A 17881-nucleotide genomic window follows, 5' to 3' on the forward strand; every position below is an offset into this window, starting at 1 on the left:
GATTTATATGAGCCTTCTTCATTCGCAAGCTGAGCTGCAGCCGAAATCCCGGTTTTATTATGGCTGGATCATTGTACTGCTGACCTTCGCCACACTGCTCGTGTCGGCGGGTATCCGCTCGCTGCCGAGCATCTTGCTTGTCCCGTTTCAAAATGAGTTCCATTGGAGCCGCGGCAGCATCTCCAGCGTCATCTCCATGGGCATTTTGCTATACGGCTTAGTCGGGCCATTTTCCGCCTCCATGCTGCTGCGCTTCGGGGTGCGCAAAGTCGTCATAAGCTCGCTCGCGCTGCTTGCCGTCAGCCTGGCAGCCACACCGTTCATCCACGCCTTATGGCAGTTCAACCTGCTGTGGGGGCTGGTCTCAGGCCTTGCTACGGGCATGATGGCAAATGTGCTTGGCGTAACGGTCAGCAATATGTGGTTTGTTAAGCGCAAAGGCCTAGTCATTGGTTTGCTGACAGCAAGCGCTGCTACCGGCCAACTGCTGTTTCTGCCCCTTTTTGCAAAAATGACGGCTGATTTCGGCTGGCGCTATGCTATTTTTGCAGCTATAGCGGGCGTTCTGCTTGTTCTCGCTGCCGTAGCCATCTGGATGCGCAACCACCCTTATGATGTTGGTGCCGCTCCCTACGGCTCCAGCGAAATCGTAAAACCAGCCGAATTCACGGGGAACCTGCTTCTGACTCCGCTGCGTAATCTCTGGCTGGCTATGAAAAATTCGACGTTCTGGCTGCTCGCTGGCACCTTCTTTTTTTGCGGCTTCTCTACCAACGGCTTAATCGGCACCCATCTGATTGCCGCTTGCGGCGACCATGGCATGCTGGAGGTTGCTGCTGCCGGCCTGCTCGCCATGATGGGTCTGTTCGATTTGTTCGGAACGACGATCTCTGGCTGGCTATCCGACCATTTTGACAGCCGCAAGCTGCTGTTCTGGTATTATGGGCTGCGCGGCCTGTCGCTGCTGTTTCTGCCCTATGCGCTTACCGCGACGCCAGCCATGCTTGTCGTGTTCTCCGTTTTCTATGGTCTCGACTGGATCGCAACGGTTCCCCCGACCGCCAAGCTGGCTGGCGAAACGTTCGGCAAGGAGAAATCCGGCATGATTTTCGGCTGGATCGTCGTTGCCCACCAGCTCGGCGCTTCTACCGCGGCCTATGGTGCAGGGGTTATGCGCGATTGGTTCGGCACCTATTCGCAAGCGTTCGTCATCGCCGGATTTGTATGCTTCTTCGCGGCATTAATGGCGCTGCGCATTAGAAGAAACCCGGCTGCTGGCGCTCAAGCAGCATAACAGATGCGAAAAAATAAGCCATGAACAACGTCTCGACAGACGATGCTCATGGCTTATTTTCAATCTTAAACGTTTTCCTTGACGCTTACTTGAAAAACACCTTGTCCACATTGTATTTCGCTCTTAGCTTATTCACAATATACGTCTCGTAAATTTCTCTATCCACTGGCTCTTCAATGATGCAAACCACAATCGTCGTCACTTCGTCGCGATGCGGTTTCATTGGGGATACCGAATCTTCAAAATGCTTCTTGATTCTTGGTCTCAGCTTTCTTGCCTTGCCGACAAACAGCAGCTCCTTGCTCTTGTTGTAGAACATGAAGATGCCGCCCTTGTCGCGGGGAATCAGGTGAAAATCAGTAAAGCCATAAATATTGCTCAGCTCAGGAGAAATTTGCTTCTCAATCGTTACATCCGGTGTTGGTATCGTAATATTAATCACGCGCTGCTCACGTCCTCATTCAATATAAGAGTAAATACTACCACAAAACCCGCCGCAACACCATTTCAAATTTCCCCCTTCTTTCTGCCCTCGCTTATTTACGCTGAAAATAAGTATCCATATAATAAAGAAAGAAGAATAAGGCCCTACTTAGGAGGATAAAACACTGCAATGAAACTAGATGACCATATAATGCTCTGGAATCATGCTTCTGTGAAAGTAATGGATTTTCGCCATGCCCAGCTGGAAGCTGGAGAACGGCTGTCCCCCTACCGATTGCCGTCCAACGCCTTTCTCTATGTCCTTGACGGCAGTGCACATGTACAGCTGGATCAATCCCAGCATCACATGAAACGATTTCATGTCCTGCACGGCGGACGCAGTGCGTATCTCACCATCGAAGCAGAAGAGCCCTTCACGTATTACCTTGTTCTGTACAAGCCCGTTCTGATGCTGGCCCCTTCACATAAGCTAATGCAGCACCATGATTTGAACCGCCCTTTCCAATATGTTTACGGCTTTGTGCCGTTATATCCTTTACCTTTGTTAGAGACGCTTGGTAAGATGCATTCAGCGTGGATGACGCCTGATCCTCTTCATCTGTTCCACGCGCGGACTTTATTTTATCAATTTGTACATGAGCTGCTTTGGCAAATGCAGCGTCAAGGAATTGAACCGGCTCGCCCGGATTTATTGGCTCAGATGCTGCGTTATATGCAGGAAAGCTACAGGGACCCTATTACGCTGGAAACGATGTCGGCGCTGTTCGATTGCAGTGTAAGCTATTTAACCAAGCTGTTCAAAAAACAAATGAATGAGAGCCCCATCCGCCTGCTGACTCAAATCCGCGTAAGGAAGGCTGCCGACTTGCTGGCGCAAACCGAGACCTCCCTTCAAGAAACGGCGGAGCTTGTCGGTTATCCCGACGCCCATACGCTGGGCCGCAGCTTCAAAAAATATTATGGGCTGCCGCTATCCGAGTTTAGAGCCAAATACCAGCAAAACGGCCCTATACCAAAATCGCCTGCATTTCGTACTAAATTTGCCATTGTCCCTCCTTATACACAGTGCTATAGTGTGAATGATTACGAGTATCATTATCATTCAACGCGAAGTGGAGGATTTTCTGTGTCAAAAATAAACAAGCCCTATTCCATGGCGGCAGCTCTGCTGCTATGTATGACCTTACTGTTAAGCGCCTGCTCTGGCGCAACAAACGCAGGCGCTAATCAGCCTGGGACAAGCAGCAGTCCTGCAGCACAAAGCTCAAGCCAGCCGTCGGCGGAAGCCTCTCCAGCCAGCAGCTCTGCTGCAACTAAAACCTATACAGATAGCAAAGGAACGGTAACCATACCTGCCAACCCGGAACGGATCGTTGATTTGACAGGCAGCGCCATCGGAAACTTGCTTAAGCTGGATTTGAAGCCAGTCGCTGCTTTGGGAGAAGCACTCGTTAACCCTTATCATGAAGGCAAATTGGATGGAATTGTGGATCTCGGGGATGGCACTAACTTGGAGGCTATCCTGCATCTCGATCCGGATTTAATTATCGTCTTTGATTTTCTGGAGGAAAGCGAATATGAGAAGCTGGAGCAAATTGCTCCGGTTGTACGGCTTAAATATGGAGCAGGCACCCCTGCGGAGCTGTTAACCGAGTTCGGAAAAATAACCGGCCGTGAACAGGTCGCACAAGCATGGATTGAAGAATGGAATGCAAAAATCGCCGAGGTTAAGCCTAAAATTACGGAGGTTGTCGGAGACAAAACCGTCTCGATTTTGCAGCCTTATGCGAAAGGCATTTATGCTTGGGGCAATAAAGGCGGCAGGGGCGGAGAAATCCTGTATGGCGATCTTGGCCTGAAGGCTCCTGCTATTATTCAAAAAGCTCTTATTGATGGCGCCGAGTTTGGCTCAAGCTTATCCCTTGAACAATTGCCGGAGTATGCCGGGGACTATATTTTCACCAGCAATTGGGGCTGGGACGATGGGGACCCGGACGTCGTTTACGGGAGCAGCCTATGGAAAGGGCTTCCTGCTGTGAAGCAAAATCAAGTTTTTTTCATTAACGCTGAAGGCTCTTATTTCAATGATCCCATCTCCTTGGAAGCTCAATTGCAATTTATTATTGAGAGCTTTATAGGTGACAAGGCTTAACGCCTGCCCAACTTAAATAAGCATGTTCGCCAGCAGCTTGATGCCGGTGAACATGCTTTTTCTCATTTCGCTTCACAATTATACGCCGTTAGCTTCCCTTAGCTGGAATACAGCGAACAATACGTACGCGTGAAATTCCCTGCAAGCAAATCTTCTTTGCGTATATAAAATTGCAGTTCCCCGGCATCCCACCAGCAGAAGCCTACGTCATTATCCGAATCAAGAGCTAGCAGCACAAGCGTATCCGCAACCTCCTGCTCAGCCTGTCCTTCATCGCCTCCGAAGTGGTCCGCGAGCTGCTTCATCGCCTTATCCGGGCTGTATTCATAATGCTTGCCCGTCATCAGCATCAGCGCCGCCTCAATCTCGCAGTCGCCATGCTGCGTTGCCGGATAGCCAAACATGACGGCAAGATCGCCATCTTCGCTGCCGCTCAATTCATCGGTTAAATCCTCGTATTCCTCATAATCATGCTCATCATCTTCTACTTGCTCTTCATCAACATAGCCATAGCCTGGAAGCTCAATAGAAGCTCGGCCCACCACCTCATAGCCTGTATAGTCCGCATCCTCCAGTGACGTTTCCTCAGGAGCAAGGCGGCGCTTGGCACCTGCAAGCTGTTCGTCTTTCAAATGCAGGACGAAATGGTCAATATGATAAGCGGGCTCATCCACTCCTAAGAAAAAATAAAGCATGCCGCCATGCGATAACCGCGAAGCCGCATCATGCGGTGCCAATTCCTCCAGACGCAGCTGCGCCAAAAAAGTCATCGGTGTGCCCTCTTGATCAAGCGGCCATTCTATTTCATCAGGAAGATCGGGATCTCCGCCAATTCGCGATACGCAGGTTTTAGAATAATCCGCTAAATTTCGCTTCGCCAAACGCACGCCTTCACGGGCATGCTTCATTAAGTAGTCCAAGGCATGGGTATACTCCTGTTCTTGCAGCAAGTGTTCCAATTTTTCCTGATTTGGTTTTGTTAATGGCATAAAATCAAGCTCCTCATGGAAAATATGTAGACCCTTCGTCTATTGTAAACGATTGCCTACTTCATGCCCATAATTTTCGGTAGTTCTTCCAGAAAACGTTCCATTGTAATGGGATCACTCGCATTCCAGCTAATATCAGCCGTATAAGCCTGATTATTTTTAACAGCGGGGATCGACTTCCAAAGCGGGCCTTCCATCAGCTTTTTCGCTTCCACTTCATCATCTGTACCGGGTGAACTGAGTAAAAACACATGGTCCCCCGCATAATCAGGCAGCACCTCCATTGAAATAAGAGAGAATACTTCCTTCTTATCAATGAGCTCCTGTACCTTCGTGCTTGGGCTAAAGCCGCCTGACTGGTACAGCGACATTGTTAAGCTGAAATGGCCCATGACATAGAAGTCACCAGCCAGGCTTAGGTAGACCGTTGCCGACTCTCCCGGCTTCAAGCCGATTTTATCCCACATCGCCTTCGCCTTAATCTCATAGCTGGCAATCCAAGCCTCCGCCTCCTGTTTCTTATTGACGATGTCAGCAACCTCTCGCAAGCGATCAAACGTTGCCGCATCTCTATTGAAGATGACCGTGGGCGCGATTTTGGACATTTTCTCAAAAATTTCGGTGTCATCCGGCCCGCCATATCCAGCCTGCAAAATCAGGTCTGGAGCAAGCTCCAGCACCTTCTCCATATTATGCGGGTAGCCAATATCGACAACCCCCGCCAAATCATCTTTATAAATGTAGGGCTCGTTCACCCAATCGTTCCCGGCAGGTGTAATGCCCAGTGCCAGCAAATCCCCTGGAATGTCGCCGAGCATGACGATTTTCTGCGGATGTGTTGGAATCGCAACTTCATGCCCGCTAAAATCCTTGTAGATGCGTGTTGCTGCCTCTGTCGCAGCTGTTGCAGCTTGTTCAGCCGTCTCAGACTCGGTTGACTCGGTTGAAGCTGGTACCGACTCCGTCGCTTCTACACCACCCGTAGAGCCGCAAGCTGTTAATAAACCGAAGGTTAATAGCAGTATAGCGGCAATGAACATTCTGACTTGTTTCGCAGACATGTGAAAACCCCTCTTTTTGTTTGATGATAATCATTATCAATATACTGGATGCTGCCATCCAGCACAATGGACAAAACAGGCTTCTGCTATTTCACATGACAGGAAAACAACGACGAGGCTACATGACAACACTGTAAGCTTGGATGTCCCGTTTTGTAAGGGAACAACTATAGTTCAGGCGTTTTTGGCAGGATAAAATAGGATTAACCTCACCTGTGATTTGTTCGTCAGTACTTGAGGAAATTTCACAAAAGGGACGGTTTGATTATGCCTCATTCAAACAGACCGCTCTTCCTCATTTAACGAGGTTTTGGAGGGGCACCGTTTATGCTGGAATCGCCGCTATGCTGGCACTCACAGCGGGGCTTATCGCGATGTCGGGGCACAGCTTAAGCATATGGGCAGCGTCGCTGATCACGGAGGACAGGTTGTGTATGTAGCAGGCGCAGAGCATTATAATTTTGCCGATGTGCAGTTTCTTACCCCCATACTCCGGCAAATTGGCATGACCGGGAAGCGGAGTACGGACCGGGTTGCTTCAATTATTAACGCCTATACCCTTAGCTTCTTCGACCATTATTTGAAAAATAAAGGCGACAGCCTGCTGGAGGGACCAAGCGAAGCCTATCCAGAGGTGAAGTTTATGACCTCGCTGTTTGCTGGCGGCAATGGAGAAGAGTCCGAGAAACGAGAGAGACAGGAGCCTTGACGGGCCCCTGCCTCTCTTTTTTTTTCATTCCACGATCATGTCAATTTCCTCATGCTGCTCGTCGAACGTAATGCGCAGCCCCTTATTGTCGAGATACCACAAATTGGCTTCCTCCATGAAGAAGGTAATTCCTTCAACGGTAGCGCTGAGCCCCGGATTTATTGGCAGTTCCTTATTAACGCCTAGAGACAAGCCCGGCACTACAGTGCTGCAGCCGCCAAGCTTTATAAATATTCTGACCGACTCTCCATTTTTAAGTTCCAACTGCTGCTTATACCAGCTCGCCGCTGGCTGCTCAACGATTAATTGCATATGTGTCAGCCCCTTCCATTCGATATTCGCCACTTAAATGATGCTCCTTCATGTACGAATACCTTCATCATCGCCAATTGGCGGGCTGGTGTCAATGCAGCTGCAAATATTTGCTTTTATCGTTTATTCGCTCAAGCTGGCAGCAGCTTTAACCTTAAGCCGATATTCCTGCGGAGAAATCCCCTCCAGCTCCTTGAACACGCGGGTAAATTGCTTGCTGCTCTCGAAGCCTGAAGCGCTACCGATGTCCTGCATTTTATCGCTTGTGCTCTCCAGCAGCTCCTTACCTTTGCGGATACGCAGCTTTTTCAAAAACAAGACGAAGCTTTCTCCTGTATGTGCCTTAAACGCCTCGCTGAAATAAGAATAATTGAGGCCGACATAATTGCTGACAACCGCCATATTGAGCGGCCGGGCGTAGTTCATCTCCATATAAGCGATAGCCGCGTTAATTTCCGCATGCTCGTTATAGGCAGAGTGGATGCCTTTCACATATTCATTTACGCTGTACAGCAGATGCTCCAGACTGCGGTAATAGTCGTGAAAGCTGCGAAAATTGTCCATGCTGCCGACTCTGCGATACAGCTTCAGCACGTCAATAGACGCTTCTCCGTATAGGCGGAACACTTCATCGAGCACCTGCTCATTCATTCGCTTGCCCACCTGGCGCAAATAACCGATATCTATATCAGCCAATTCCTCGATACGAAAAATAGCTTTAAGCAGCGCTTGCAGCTCCTTCTCCCGCTCGGTGCCCAGCATATTGCCAAGCTTGCGAATGTCTTCATCCGGCAGCGGATGCATGCGGCGCTGCGACGCGCAAATATCCTGATGCTGGAGCAGGCGGCTGCTGGGATAAAGAAAGGAATAGTGCAGCGCTTCCTCTGCCTGCTTATAGCAGCTGCGCAAATCCTCAAGCCTAGCCGCCTCTGAGCTTAGTCCCAAACGCAGCCCTTCCAGCTCCTTGCCGCCAGTTAGCCTCAGCAGCTCGTGGAACTGCGCGGCCAGCCCTCCAATTAGGACAAGCCTTCCCCCGCCATCCACAAAAGAAGCATCGACCGTCCCTCCAAGCTGCTCCAGCATACTCTCGATGAGCTGCCCCCGCTCATTGCGGTTCACCGCTTCCCCATTCTCGGATTTATAGCTTAGAACAGCAACATGGCATGGCAAGGTGATTGATTCGAAGGGCATATCATTATCAGGACGCAGCTCCTCCTCCTGCCCCTGCAGCAGCTCTCCTTGAATGAGCCACTCTTTCAGGCGGCTCATTCGAACCTGCTCGCGGTATTTGTCTCCCTCAGCTGTTTTGCGCGCAAGCTCTGCCTGTGCCTGCAAAATACTTTCGCTCTTGCGCAGCGCCTCGAACAGCTCATCCCGGCGAATCGGCTTCAAAATATAATCTCTGACCTGGTACTCAATCGCCGCCTTCGCATACGTAAACTCATCATAGCCGCTCAAAATAATAAAAACAGGCTTGCGCTCCTCCTCCGGCTGCTGCATCACTTGCTTGATCAGCTCAATGCCATCCATCACCGGCATACGAATGTCCGTAATGACGATATCCGCCTGCTCGCTCTCATATTGCGCCAATGCATCCTCCCCATGAATGGCTAGCCGAATATGGTAGTAATCTGGAAACTCACGCTCAATCATCGTTTTCAGGCCGATTCTTATATTTTTCTCGTCATCCACGATCAGCAGCTTCTTAATCGTCATCCCCTCCTCCTGCAATCAGCACCTTGGGCAGCGTCAACATAACTTCAGTGAACTGGCCTTCCTCGCTGCGCACCTGCAGCCCGTAGGGCTTGCCGTAATAAATGCGGATGCGTTGATGCACATTACGCAGCCCTATGCCGTACAATGGTTTTGCGCTTCGTTCATATTCATCCATCAGGCGCTCCCCCGCCCGCTCCAGCTGGATGCGTTCATTCAGCAACGCAAGCGGCTCCGGAGCGATTCCTTCGCCATTATCGCGCAGCGTAATGACGATTCCGCCCTCCGCCTGCTCGAATGCGGCAATCTGGATGAGGCGCTGCTCCTCTCCCAGCTCTGGCCAGGCATGCTTAAGCGCATTTTCAACAATCGGCTGCAAGGACATTTTCAGCATCTCTACTTCCAGCAAGCCCGGCTCCATGCTCCGTTCAAGGACGATGGGCTCGTCGAAGCGAATATTCATGACGTCGATATAGTTTTGAATATGGCGAATTTCATCCTGCAAGCGCACATATTCGCCAGACCACTTAAAGTTGTAGCGCATCATGCCGCCCAGCGACGTAAGCGAGTCAGAGATGAGGCGCTGGTTTTCAATTTCGGCCAGCATTTTTATATTTTCCAGCGTATTGTACAAGAAGTGGGAATCAATCTGGCTGTGCAGCGTCCGCAGCTCGGCTTCCTTCGTCAGCGCCTTCTTCCTTACGCCTTGGGCAATCAGTTCATTAATCGTTTGCATCATTTTGTTAAAATGGAATGCCAGCTCGCCAATTTCCCCGCCTCCGCTGAGAGGAAGTCCCGCCGGCGTCTCGCCTCGCCTGACCTTCTTCATCGCGTCGGTTAAACGCCGCAAATTTTTAAGAATAATAGCATTCATCATATACGTAATAATGGACAGCAAGCCAATGAGCCCCACATTAACCGCCATAATTCGAAATTGCCCCTTCGATACGCGTTCATACACCGACTCCAAGGAAATGACATGAAGCAGCTCTGCTTCCGCTTGCTCTACGGGCGTACGAATGAGCAAATAAGGATGATCATCAACGGTAAAACGTATTTCCTGCTGCCCAAGCTCCTTCATTGCGGCGAACTGCTCCTTAATGGCTGTGCGCAGCTTCGGATTGCTGCCCTTGCCCGCGAAGGCTTGGAGCTCATCGAGCACGATGCTTCCCTTGCTGTCGGCCAGCATCATCTGCGAGCCCTCATCCTGCAAGCTTGCAAAGGCTTTAGGCGCAAAATGCTTCAGCAGCATTTCCACCTGAATGACGCCAATCCGTTCACTCCCTGCCCGGACGACCCGCATAAGAGAAACCTTGGGCATCTGATTATGCACATCCGTCACATTCCGGTGCAAAATATCGGCGTCCTCCTCCTTAAACACCCACAGCTCCTTGCCATCCAGCTCCGCAAGCTCTGAATACCAAGGCTCCGTCTGAATACGCCGCTCATGAAACACAATCGGCCACATTTCCGATATATAGTCATTGTCTGCAAACAGGCGCAAATGGGCGATGTTCGGATTGTTCGTTTGAATATGGATAACATCGGTCAGCGGCCCCCAATATAAATCAAGCAGCTCCTCCGTGGTAAATTCCTTGTGTGTAGATATATACTCGGTAATATCCGCGCTTAATATCGTAAGCTGGGCTGCCAGCTCCATCGCTTCAATTTGATTCAAAATATTTACCTTCTCCAGCTCCACTAAATACTGCCCCTGCCGAAGCGTCTCATTAATATGGCTGTCTCTAATTTCCCCAAACAAATAATTGGACACCACAATGCTTGGAAACAGCAATATAAAAACATACGCGGCGACGAGTCGACTTTGCATCGATCTTCTGCCCAGCCAATAAGCCGTCGATTGAAAATAGTTCCGAATTTGCCTTCCCACGTTAGGCTCACTTCCATCTTCGCGGCCCAGCCCCCTGACTTGCTTGCAGGCGGCAAAAAGCGCGCCAGTCCATGATGGATTTGGCGCACCTAATGCCGGGATGTATGCCCGGGCCTGACCTGTATTAGTTAATGAATTCTGCCAGCTTCGCTACGTTCTCTTCATATTTTTTCTGCTTATAGGCCTGAACGGTGCCAAAGCCAAGAGCATCGCGCTTGCTCAAATACTCCTGCCACAAGCTGTCGAATTCGGCATCTGACTTCGCAAGCAGCAGCCTCGGAAGCGCCTTGCCAAATTCATGATCCAGCTTCGTCTTCATAATGCCTTCCTCGGATGCCCCCGTCGGGTCAAGCTGGTCAAATTGCGACAGGCTGAGCGCTTTGCCGCGCGTCCAGTCTTCCATCTGCTTGAATGGCTCAACAGCTGGCGGCGACCATTCCGGCGTCAGATTCGTATCCATCAGCATCCAGAACGTATGGGAGGCGCCATATTTTTTATCGAAGGCCCCACGGTCGGAATTAAGCAGCTCCAATACGTCAGGTAAAAACTGGTCTTTCCCGTCTATTGTATCCCAGGTTACGCCCTGCTTGCCGAAAAACATATCCCGCTGGCCCTCTTCCGAAATAAGGTAGTCCAGGAAGCGGATCGCTCGTGCTTTATCCTTCACATTTTTGGAGATGAGGGTAACGGTCCAGCCGGAAATGGATGGCCCTGCAAGCGTTGCTTGATCCTGAGCAGCATTAGCTGGCCCATCCACCGCAATATAAATGGAGTTAGGATCGTTTGCAAATAGCGCATTTTGCTGGTTAGCCAGATCAGACCTCGCATACAGCATGGCAAAGTAGCGGCCTTGGGCAATTTTTTCCTCCATTTGCGGACGCTTGTCGATGAACACGTCTTTCGAGAGCAGGCCGTTTTCATTCGCTTGGCGCATCGTCTTAAGCCATTTTACATATTCTGCGTCCGTGTCGCGATCATACAGCTGCCCATCCTTTTCATAAGGAATAGCCAAGAAATTTTGAATATAAGCTTGCAGCGAGCTGTTGCCCTTTTCATTAAAATCATACATCCCCAGCGGAATTAACGGCTGGCCGTTAATGTCGGGAAATTTCGCTTTTGCATCAGCCAAGGCTTGAAGGAAACCTTCTGTTGTCCGCATATCCGGGCTGCCGATAGCCTCATACATGTCCTTGCGCACGAGGAACGTCTGCGTAGAGGTGATGCTGTCGCCAAACTTCTCGTAATCCTTCGGTGAGGAGGAGGCGTTCGGATACCCATAGATATGGCCATCCTCTTGCTTGTACCAGGCGAGCTTCGCCGGATCGGTCACCTTGTAGAAGTAAGGGTCATATTGGTCAGCCAGCTCATTAAGCGGGAGCACCATCTCGCCTTCTATCATTTTCTTGACGGCATCCTCGTACCAGCCGAGCGTAATGAAATCAGGCAGGCTGCCGGAGGCGATCATCGTATTCATCTTTTCCGCCTCATTGCCGGCAGGGACGATGAAGTTAATATCTACGCCTGTTTTTTCCGTAATATACTTGGATGTGTCATCTACGCCCCACTTATTAGGAAACCACGCGAAATTAATATACCAATCGAACGTAATCGGACTTTTATCCACTTCCCAGCCTTTATCCTCCTGCGTCAGCTTCACCTCAGCAGCAGCAGTTGGAGACGCGCCTCCATTCGTTGTGCCCTCGTTCGTATTGCTGTTTGATGAGCAGGCTGCCGTAAATACGAGTGCAGCGGCAAGCGGCAGCACCAGCAAACGTTTTATTGCAGGTTGTTTAACCATGTTTATTTTCCCCTTTTCTATTTGAGTAGACTAGCCCTTAATAGAGCCAATCATCATGCCTTTGACAAAATACTTTTGCAGGAAAGGATAAACCAGCACAATCGGCAGCGTCGTAACGACCATCGTCGCCAGCTTGATCGACTGTGAGGTAACGGTTTTGCCAACGCCGCCCGGAATGGCGGCTACCATCTGATTCGAGCTGGACTGTGCCACTACCCGGTACAAATACGTTTGGATCGGCTGCAAATCCATGTTGTTCATATAAATGACGCCGGCAAAATAGTCATTCCACTGATACACCCCATGGAACAGCGCAATCGTCGCAGTAACCGGCAGCGATACCGGCAGCACCACCTTGAGGAAAATGCCCCAGTCATTCGCTCCGTCGATTTTCGCCGCTTCCTCCAGCCCATCCGGAATTTCCCGGAAGAAGGTCATGAATATAATGAGGTCGAAGAAGCTGAACATCGCTGGAATAATATACACGAGAAAATTGTCCAGCAAATGCAAATCTCTAATTAGCAAATAGGTAGGAATCAGGCCGCCGCCGAAAAACAAGGTAACCGTGCCAATTAAAATGTAAATTTTGCCGCCAATAAGTCCCCTGCGGGAAAACGCATAGGCTACCATCGCGGTGAAAAAAACATGCAGCAGCACGCCAAGCACCGTTTTCGCTACCGTAATGCCCATTGCCGTCATAATGCCCGCGCTCTGGAATACCGCCTCGAAGCTTTCCGCGCTGAACACCCGCGGCCACCAGTAAATGCCGCCGCGCATGCCATCCTGCCCTTCATTGAATGCATTTACGAGGACGTACCAGATGGGATACAAGGTCGCAAAGCACACGAGCAGCATGCCGAAGCCGTTGAAGAGGTCGAATGCTGCTTCTCCCTTTGTTTTTCGTTTCAAGCTGAGCAAAGCCAGTCGCCTCCTTCCTAAAACAACGATGTGTTATTGATTTTTTTCGTTACACGATTGGCGATGAGCAGCAAGATAAGGGCGATAACGGATTTGAACAAGCCGACTGCGGTGGCATAGGAATACCGTCCCTGCTGCATGCCCGTCTGATAGACGAACATATCAATCACATTGCTTGCGCTTTCATTTAATGCATTTCTCAGCACCAGAATCTGATCAAAGTTGGAGTTCAGCACGCCGCTGACCGCCAGAATGAACAAAATCGAAATCGTTGCTTTGATGCTTGGCAGCGTGACGTACCACATTTTCTGAAAGCGGCCAGCACCGTCAATCGTAGCCGCCTCGTACATTTCAGGCGATACGCTCGAAATCGCGGCCAAATAAATAATGGCGGACCAGCCAAGCTCCTTCCATATATCCGAGGTAATAATAATGCCCCAGAAATAATCCGGCTCTGCAAGATACGAGATCGGTTCCTTAATGACGTTAAGCGCCATCAGTACATGATTGACGATGCCGACATCCGACAGCCAAGTCGTCAGAATGCCGCCAAGAATAACCCACGATAGAAAATGCGGCAAATAGGATATCGTCTGTACCGATCTTTTGAACAGCACCGAGCGCACCTCGTTTAAAAATAAGGCGAATATAATCGGCAGTGGAAAGCCGATCGCCAGCTTGATCAAGCTAATGCCCAGCGTATTGCGCATGACATTGACGAAGCTTTCATCTTGGAAAAATTCTTGAAAATGCGACCAGCCTACCCAAGGCGCCGCGCTGATCGGCTTGACGATATTAAATTCTTTGAACGCTATGATGATGCCGTACATCGGAACATAATTAAAAATAATCATCCATAAAATGCCAAGCAGCGCCATCACCTGCACATGCCTCTGGCCGTACAGCTTCCTGAACCATCTGCTGCGCTTGGCCGCTCTCGTGCTTGCAGCAAGCGCTGCCGCCGATTGTGCTTCGTGCCGTATTTTCACCTTATAAATCCCCCATACTACGTTGGAATCTTGCTCTATAGACTGAAATGCCTTCTTTATCCATTGTAGACGGCAGCTTCCGTTCCGGTAAGGCTTCAAATTTCGTTTTAGGGGGTCCTTTTTTCGGATTGCCTGCAAAACAAACAGGCCCATGCTTATGCGCATGGGCCTGCCTAAATACAATGATCTATTTTCAATTTTGAAGCTAGATTTGGCGGACACAGCAGCCGCTATTTCAACAGAATCACGTGTTATGGCATAGGCAGCGGACTCAGGAGCAGCTAATGCGCTGCAAATGGCCATTTTGACAGGATGATGAGAGCCATAGCGAATTTCCTGTCCACCTACGGCCTGAAATCGTAGCAAAAGCCAGAATAGCGGAACCTCAGTCCTTCAAAAAAGGAGCGTCCCGAGCTGTGGGGTGTCAGTAACAATCCACTAGCCGGATAAGGCAAATTTAATGACCCGGCTTATCGCTCCCGGCAGCACGCTAACGTGGCTCTCCTCGGGAAATTTGGCGATTGCAGCATGGAATCCGCTGGCTTGGAGCGGCCTTAGACTGTCCGCCAGCTGCTCGGAGTCCTTCACCATATCCGGCAGTTCCTCCGCGCCAATGGTGATCAACAGCTTCGGCGGGTGATCGATCTGAGGGAGCCTTGCTTCGAATGCGGCTTGCTCCTCCAGCACCGCATGCTTGTTCCACCATATGGACGGGCTTCCCGCAGCAAAGCGCTGAAAGGACTGAGGGCGGCTGAATAAGGCATGGAGGACGAGCAGGCCCCCCAGCGAATGTCCAAAAATCGTCTGCCGCTCCTTGTCTATGGGAAATTCCTTCTCCAGCACCGGCTTCAGCTCCGTCTCCAAAAAATCGAGAAAGCCATCAGCTCCGCCATGCTCCGGCCATGGCTGGCCATTCGGCCGGGCAGGCAAATTTTCGAGCTTTGCAGGTGTCGTGAAATCATAGCAGCGCCGGGTCATATCGAACGGTTCACCGGAAGGATAGCCGATGCCTACGATAATGACGGGGTCATAGCCATGCGGCTTGCGAGTCTGCAAAAGGGCGGCCTCAGCGAATGTGCCGAACACCGCATCCCCATCCGTCGCATAAATGATCGGGTAGCCCTTCTCCGGAGGCGGCTCCTTCGGCACGGCTATCCTAATGCGGTATTCCAGCTGCCTGTGGCTTGCATGCACCACTCTCTCGCTGCTTTCAGCCGTATAATGTCCCTTAGCTTCGCTTTTCATTATGGCGCTAGAAACCGAACAATATCATCGATAATTTTGCTGTATGCGATTAGACCGCCGCCTGTCCAATACTCATCGCTAACCGCGTAAACATGGCCCGCTTTGACCGCAGGCATGCTTCTCCAAATCGCATTGTCGGTCAGCTCCTTAATGTTGGCTGCGCCTGAGCCCGCGTAGTCGATTGTAAAAATAAAATCGGCATCCAGCTCAGGGAGAATTTCGAGCGAGGCATCCACGCTGTTTTTCTCTTCAACCAGCTTGCTCTTTCCTATGCCTAGCTCATGCGAAAGTACATAGCCTCCAAAGTAGTTGCCGCCAATCAGGTACATTCCTTTGGCATTAAAATTAATTAAAACCGCCTTTTTCCCATCAGCAACTGGAGCGAGCTTGGCCTTGGCTTCTTCCTTCTTCTTTTCATAATCGCTCAGCGCCTGCTTCGCCTCGTCAGGTTTGCCAAGCAGCTCTCCCAGCTTCGTTATCGAGCTGTTTAAATCGCCAGCCGCATTGACGAAAACGTACGTAGGCGCAATTTTGGAATACTGCTCATAGATGCCGTCGTCGGCATAATGGGCCGTATGCAAAATAATCAGATCAGGCTCAAAATCCATAATTTGCTCTGGGGAAGGCGGACGTCCTCCTGAAAACTCGACAGTTGGCACACCCTTAAGCCGATCCTGCAAGTAGGCTTGGCCTTTCCCGCTATTCCCCCATTGGGCAATAGGCGTTACGCCCAAGCTCAGCAGAGAATCCTCCATATAGGGGGCGAATACCTTTAATGGCTTGGCTGGTATAACGAGTTCATGCCCTTGTTCATCCGTTACCGTCTTCGTCGCTGACACTTCCTCTGAAGCCTCAGGGGCTTCGCTAACCTCAGGAGCCTGACTTTCTTGTGCAGCAGCAGCTGTCTGGCTTGGCTCAGCTGGGTTTTCGGCATTCGTGGAGCCACAAGCGCTCAGCAGGCTAAGCGCCATTCCTATAATGAGCAGCGAGAGCCCGCTTGCTTTTAACCTTTTTCGCAAAAAACTGTACTTCTGGAACATTCGAAATACCCTCCTATGATAACAATTCTCACTTAGGAGAATTATAAAGGATGCCCTATGCAGTCTCCATGGACTTTATCCGTTCCTGCCTTTGGACAATATCCGGTTAGGAGCAGCAGCATCTCGTCCAGCATCCGATTCATCGCTATGGCTGAGTATTCGAACCATGGGTCCGAAGGCAACAGATAGACAAAATGATTGCGAACCGCTTTGAGCGCCCGCCATTCCTTGTTATGTTGAAGCGCTAGCCAGTACGAGCGCGACTCTGCCTCAGGGCATACTACTATCAGCAAGCGGTCCGGGTCAAGATGGCTGAGCTGCTCCAGTGTTAGCTCCACATTGTACAACGAAGCCTGCTCATAGGCCGGAGACAATTGCAGCTCCTGATACAGCAGCTCAAAAATAGCTTGGTTGCAGTAGGCATGCACCTTTTTCCCATATATCCGCAATACGACAAAGGTATCCTCCTGCACGGCATGCTTGATGTTCGTCCGGGCCGATTCCAGCTTCTGCCCATATCCATCAATCCATTCCTCCGCCTGCTGCTCGCCTTTTAAAAAAGAGGCCATTTGACGAAGCTGCTCTCGCCAATCCTTCTGCCCCTTATCAACGAATAGGGCAGGGGCAATGCTGCCCAGCTTCTGCTTTTCTTCATCGCGCAAATGATCGAAGCCTACGATTGCGTCGGGACGGACCTTCGTCAGCTTGTCCCATTCCTCATGCCGCTGCAAATCCCCATAGCGCATATGCACCTGAATGCTCATCTGGTACACATTATAATAATAAGGCGTCCACTTTGAATCGAGCGGCGCAGCAACCGGAATAATGCCCAGCGCAAGCAGCTGCCCTATAAGCGAAGGAGAACATACCGCAATGCGTTGTCTGGGACGGGTCACAAAGGCGGAGGGGGATACGCCAACCTCTTTCTTAAACTTGCGGCTGAAGTAAAATTCATCACTGTAGCCTACCTTGTGGGCAATTTCCCGCAGACGGTAGTCCGTCTCCGTTAAATATCTTTTTGCCCGGTTGATGCGCAGGTCGGTCAAATAATCAATGGCGCTTTGCCCATATGTTTTTCTGAACAAATCCACAAAATATTTAGGGCTTATATGGGCCATCTCTGCCAGCTGTCCCACAGATATCGGCTCATTGAAATGCTGCTCCATAAAGCGGCGAATGCTTAATAAATCCGTCTTTGGGGGTTGATTATCGTACATGATGCCTCCGTTCCATGCTTTCGAGCCTTGTCCAGCTTATCCTCTCAGTATAGCAACATTGAGAATCGCTATCAATGGATTTGAAAATTGACCTGAGCGTCACACGGCG

The 17881-nt window shown here is 50.3% G+C and carries 15 protein-coding genes; 3 read left to right on the top strand and 12 right to left on the bottom strand.

Translation table 11 applies throughout. The features are described from left to right. Window positions 1–7 precede the first annotated feature (7 nt). On the top strand, window positions 8–1294 hold the full coding sequence (locus ASF12_RS07025) for an MFS transporter (RefSeq protein ID WP_056031380.1): 1287 nt from the start codon (window positions 8–10) through the stop codon (window positions 1292–1294). Between the two features lie 85 nt (window positions 1295–1379). Here the strand turns inward: ASF12_RS07025 and ASF12_RS07030 are convergent, their stop codons facing one another. Further along, entirely contained in the window at window positions 1380–1736 is a 357-nt protein-coding gene (locus tag ASF12_RS07030; RefSeq protein WP_056031387.1) for a GIY-YIG nuclease family protein, read from the bottom strand. Window positions 1737–1907: 171 nt separating this feature from the next. Here ASF12_RS07030 and ASF12_RS07035 point away from each other — a divergent pair, with 171 nt between their 5' ends. Further along, complete coding sequence (locus tag ASF12_RS07035) at window positions 1908–3890, top strand: AraC family transcriptional regulator (protein WP_056031390.1); 1983 nt, start codon at window positions 1908–1910, stop codon at window positions 3888–3890. Between the two features lie 98 nt (window positions 3891–3988). Here the strand turns inward: ASF12_RS07035 and ASF12_RS07040 are convergent, their stop codons facing one another. Then, window positions 3989–4879: a YwqG family protein gene (locus tag ASF12_RS07040; RefSeq protein WP_056031393.1), complete on the bottom strand. Its 891-nt coding sequence runs from the start codon at window positions 4877–4879 to the stop codon at window positions 3989–3991. A 56-nt stretch (window positions 4880–4935) separates the two neighbouring features. Continuing rightward, window positions 4936–5940 carry an ABC transporter substrate-binding protein gene (locus ASF12_RS07045; RefSeq protein ID WP_056031396.1) on the bottom strand — a complete coding sequence of 335 codons (1005 nt, stop codon included), beginning with the start codon at window positions 5938–5940 and terminating at the stop codon, window positions 4936–4938. A 310-nt stretch (window positions 5941–6250) separates the two neighbouring features. Between ASF12_RS07045 and ASF12_RS07050 the strand changes: the two genes are divergently transcribed. Beyond that, a complete protein-coding gene (locus ASF12_RS07050) occupies window positions 6251–6649 on the top strand; it encodes a hypothetical protein (protein ID WP_056031399.1) in 399 nt (132 codons plus the stop codon). A 24-nt stretch (window positions 6650–6673) separates the two neighbouring features. Here the strand turns inward: ASF12_RS07050 and ASF12_RS07055 are convergent, their stop codons facing one another. The 9 genes from ASF12_RS07055 to ASF12_RS07095 form a co-directional block, all read right to left on the bottom strand. Further along, the gene (locus tag ASF12_RS07055) at window positions 6674–6994 is read right to left on the bottom strand and encodes a HesB/YadR/YfhF family protein (RefSeq protein ID WP_442952504.1); all 321 of its coding nucleotides are present in this window, start codon (window positions 6992–6994) and stop codon (window positions 6674–6676) included. A 90-nt stretch (window positions 6995–7084) separates the two neighbouring features. Next, window positions 7085–8677: a response regulator transcription factor gene (locus ASF12_RS07060; RefSeq protein WP_235533066.1), complete on the bottom strand. Its 1593-nt coding sequence runs from the start codon at window positions 8675–8677 to the stop codon at window positions 7085–7087. Next, complete coding sequence (locus ASF12_RS07065) at window positions 8667–10565, bottom strand: sensor histidine kinase (RefSeq protein ID WP_056031402.1); 1899 nt, start codon at window positions 10563–10565, stop codon at window positions 8667–8669. Before ASF12_RS07065 ends, ASF12_RS07060 begins: the two co-directional genes overlap by 11 nt. A gap of 124 nt (window positions 10566–10689) precedes the next feature. Further along, window positions 10690–12363 (bottom strand): extracellular solute-binding protein, encoded by a 1674-nt coding sequence (locus ASF12_RS07070; protein WP_056031405.1) that lies wholly within the window; start codon window positions 12361–12363, stop codon window positions 10690–10692. Window positions 12364–12393: 30 nt separating this feature from the next. Continuing rightward, window positions 12394–13218, bottom strand: a complete 825-nt coding sequence (locus ASF12_RS07075) for a carbohydrate ABC transporter permease (protein WP_081418707.1) — start codon at window positions 13216–13218, stop codon at window positions 12394–12396. Between the two features lie 80 nt (window positions 13219–13298). Further along, complete coding sequence (locus ASF12_RS07080; protein ID WP_442952505.1) at window positions 13299–14270, bottom strand: ABC transporter permease; 972 nt, start codon at window positions 14268–14270, stop codon at window positions 13299–13301. A gap of 438 nt (window positions 14271–14708) precedes the next feature. Beyond that, a complete protein-coding gene (locus ASF12_RS07085) occupies window positions 14709–15515 on the bottom strand; it encodes an alpha/beta hydrolase (RefSeq protein ID WP_056031411.1) in 807 nt (268 codons plus the stop codon). After that, window positions 15515–16555 carry an ABC transporter substrate-binding protein gene (locus ASF12_RS07090; protein ID WP_056031414.1) on the bottom strand — a complete coding sequence of 347 codons (1041 nt, stop codon included), beginning with the start codon at window positions 16553–16555 and terminating at the stop codon, window positions 15515–15517. Before ASF12_RS07090 ends, ASF12_RS07085 begins: the two co-directional genes overlap by 1 nt. Window positions 16556–16596: 41 nt before the next feature. Beyond that, complete coding sequence (locus ASF12_RS07095; protein WP_056031417.1) at window positions 16597–17772, bottom strand: helix-turn-helix domain-containing protein; 1176 nt, start codon at window positions 17770–17772, stop codon at window positions 16597–16599. Between the last annotated feature and the right edge of the window lie 109 nt (window positions 17773–17881).

Origin of the sequence: Paenibacillus sp. Leaf72 (genome assembly GCF_001422685.1) — a bacterium.
GTDB lineage: Bacteria > Bacillota > Bacilli > Paenibacillales > Paenibacillaceae > Pristimantibacillus.

Coding starts and splice junctions, on each gene's coding strand:
- ASF12_RS07095 (WP_056031417.1), bottom strand. CDS start 17,772: ATGTACGATAATCAACCCCCAAAGACGGATTTATTAAGCATTCGCCGC.
- ASF12_RS07025 (WP_056031380.1), top strand. CDS start 8: ATGAGCCTTCTTCATTCGCAAGCTGAGCTGCAGCCGAAATCCCGGTTT.
- ASF12_RS07045 (WP_056031396.1), bottom strand. CDS start 5,940: ATGTCTGCGAAACAAGTCAGAATGTTCATTGCCGCTATACTGCTATTA.
- ASF12_RS07070 (WP_056031405.1), bottom strand. CDS start 12,363: ATGGTTAAACAACCTGCAATAAAACGTTTGCTGGTGCTGCCGCTTGCC.
- ASF12_RS07040 (WP_056031393.1), bottom strand. CDS start 4,879: ATGCCATTAACAAAACCAAATCAGGAAAAATTGGAACACTTGCTGCAA.
- ASF12_RS07090 (WP_056031414.1), bottom strand. CDS start 16,555: ATGTTCCAGAAGTACAGTTTTTTGCGAAAAAGGTTAAAAGCAAGCGGG.
- ASF12_RS07085 (WP_056031411.1), bottom strand. CDS start 15,515: ATGAAAAGCGAAGCTAAGGGACATTATACGGCTGAAAGCAGCGAGAGA.
- ASF12_RS07075 (WP_081418707.1), bottom strand. CDS start 13,218: ATGCTGCTCGTGTGCTTTGCGACCTTGTATCCCATCTGGTACGTCCTC.
- ASF12_RS07060 (WP_235533066.1), bottom strand. CDS start 8,677: ATGACGATTAAGAAGCTGCTGATCGTGGATGACGAGAAAAATATAAGA.
- ASF12_RS07035 (WP_056031390.1), top strand. CDS start 1,908: ATGAAACTAGATGACCATATAATGCTCTGGAATCATGCTTCTGTGAAA.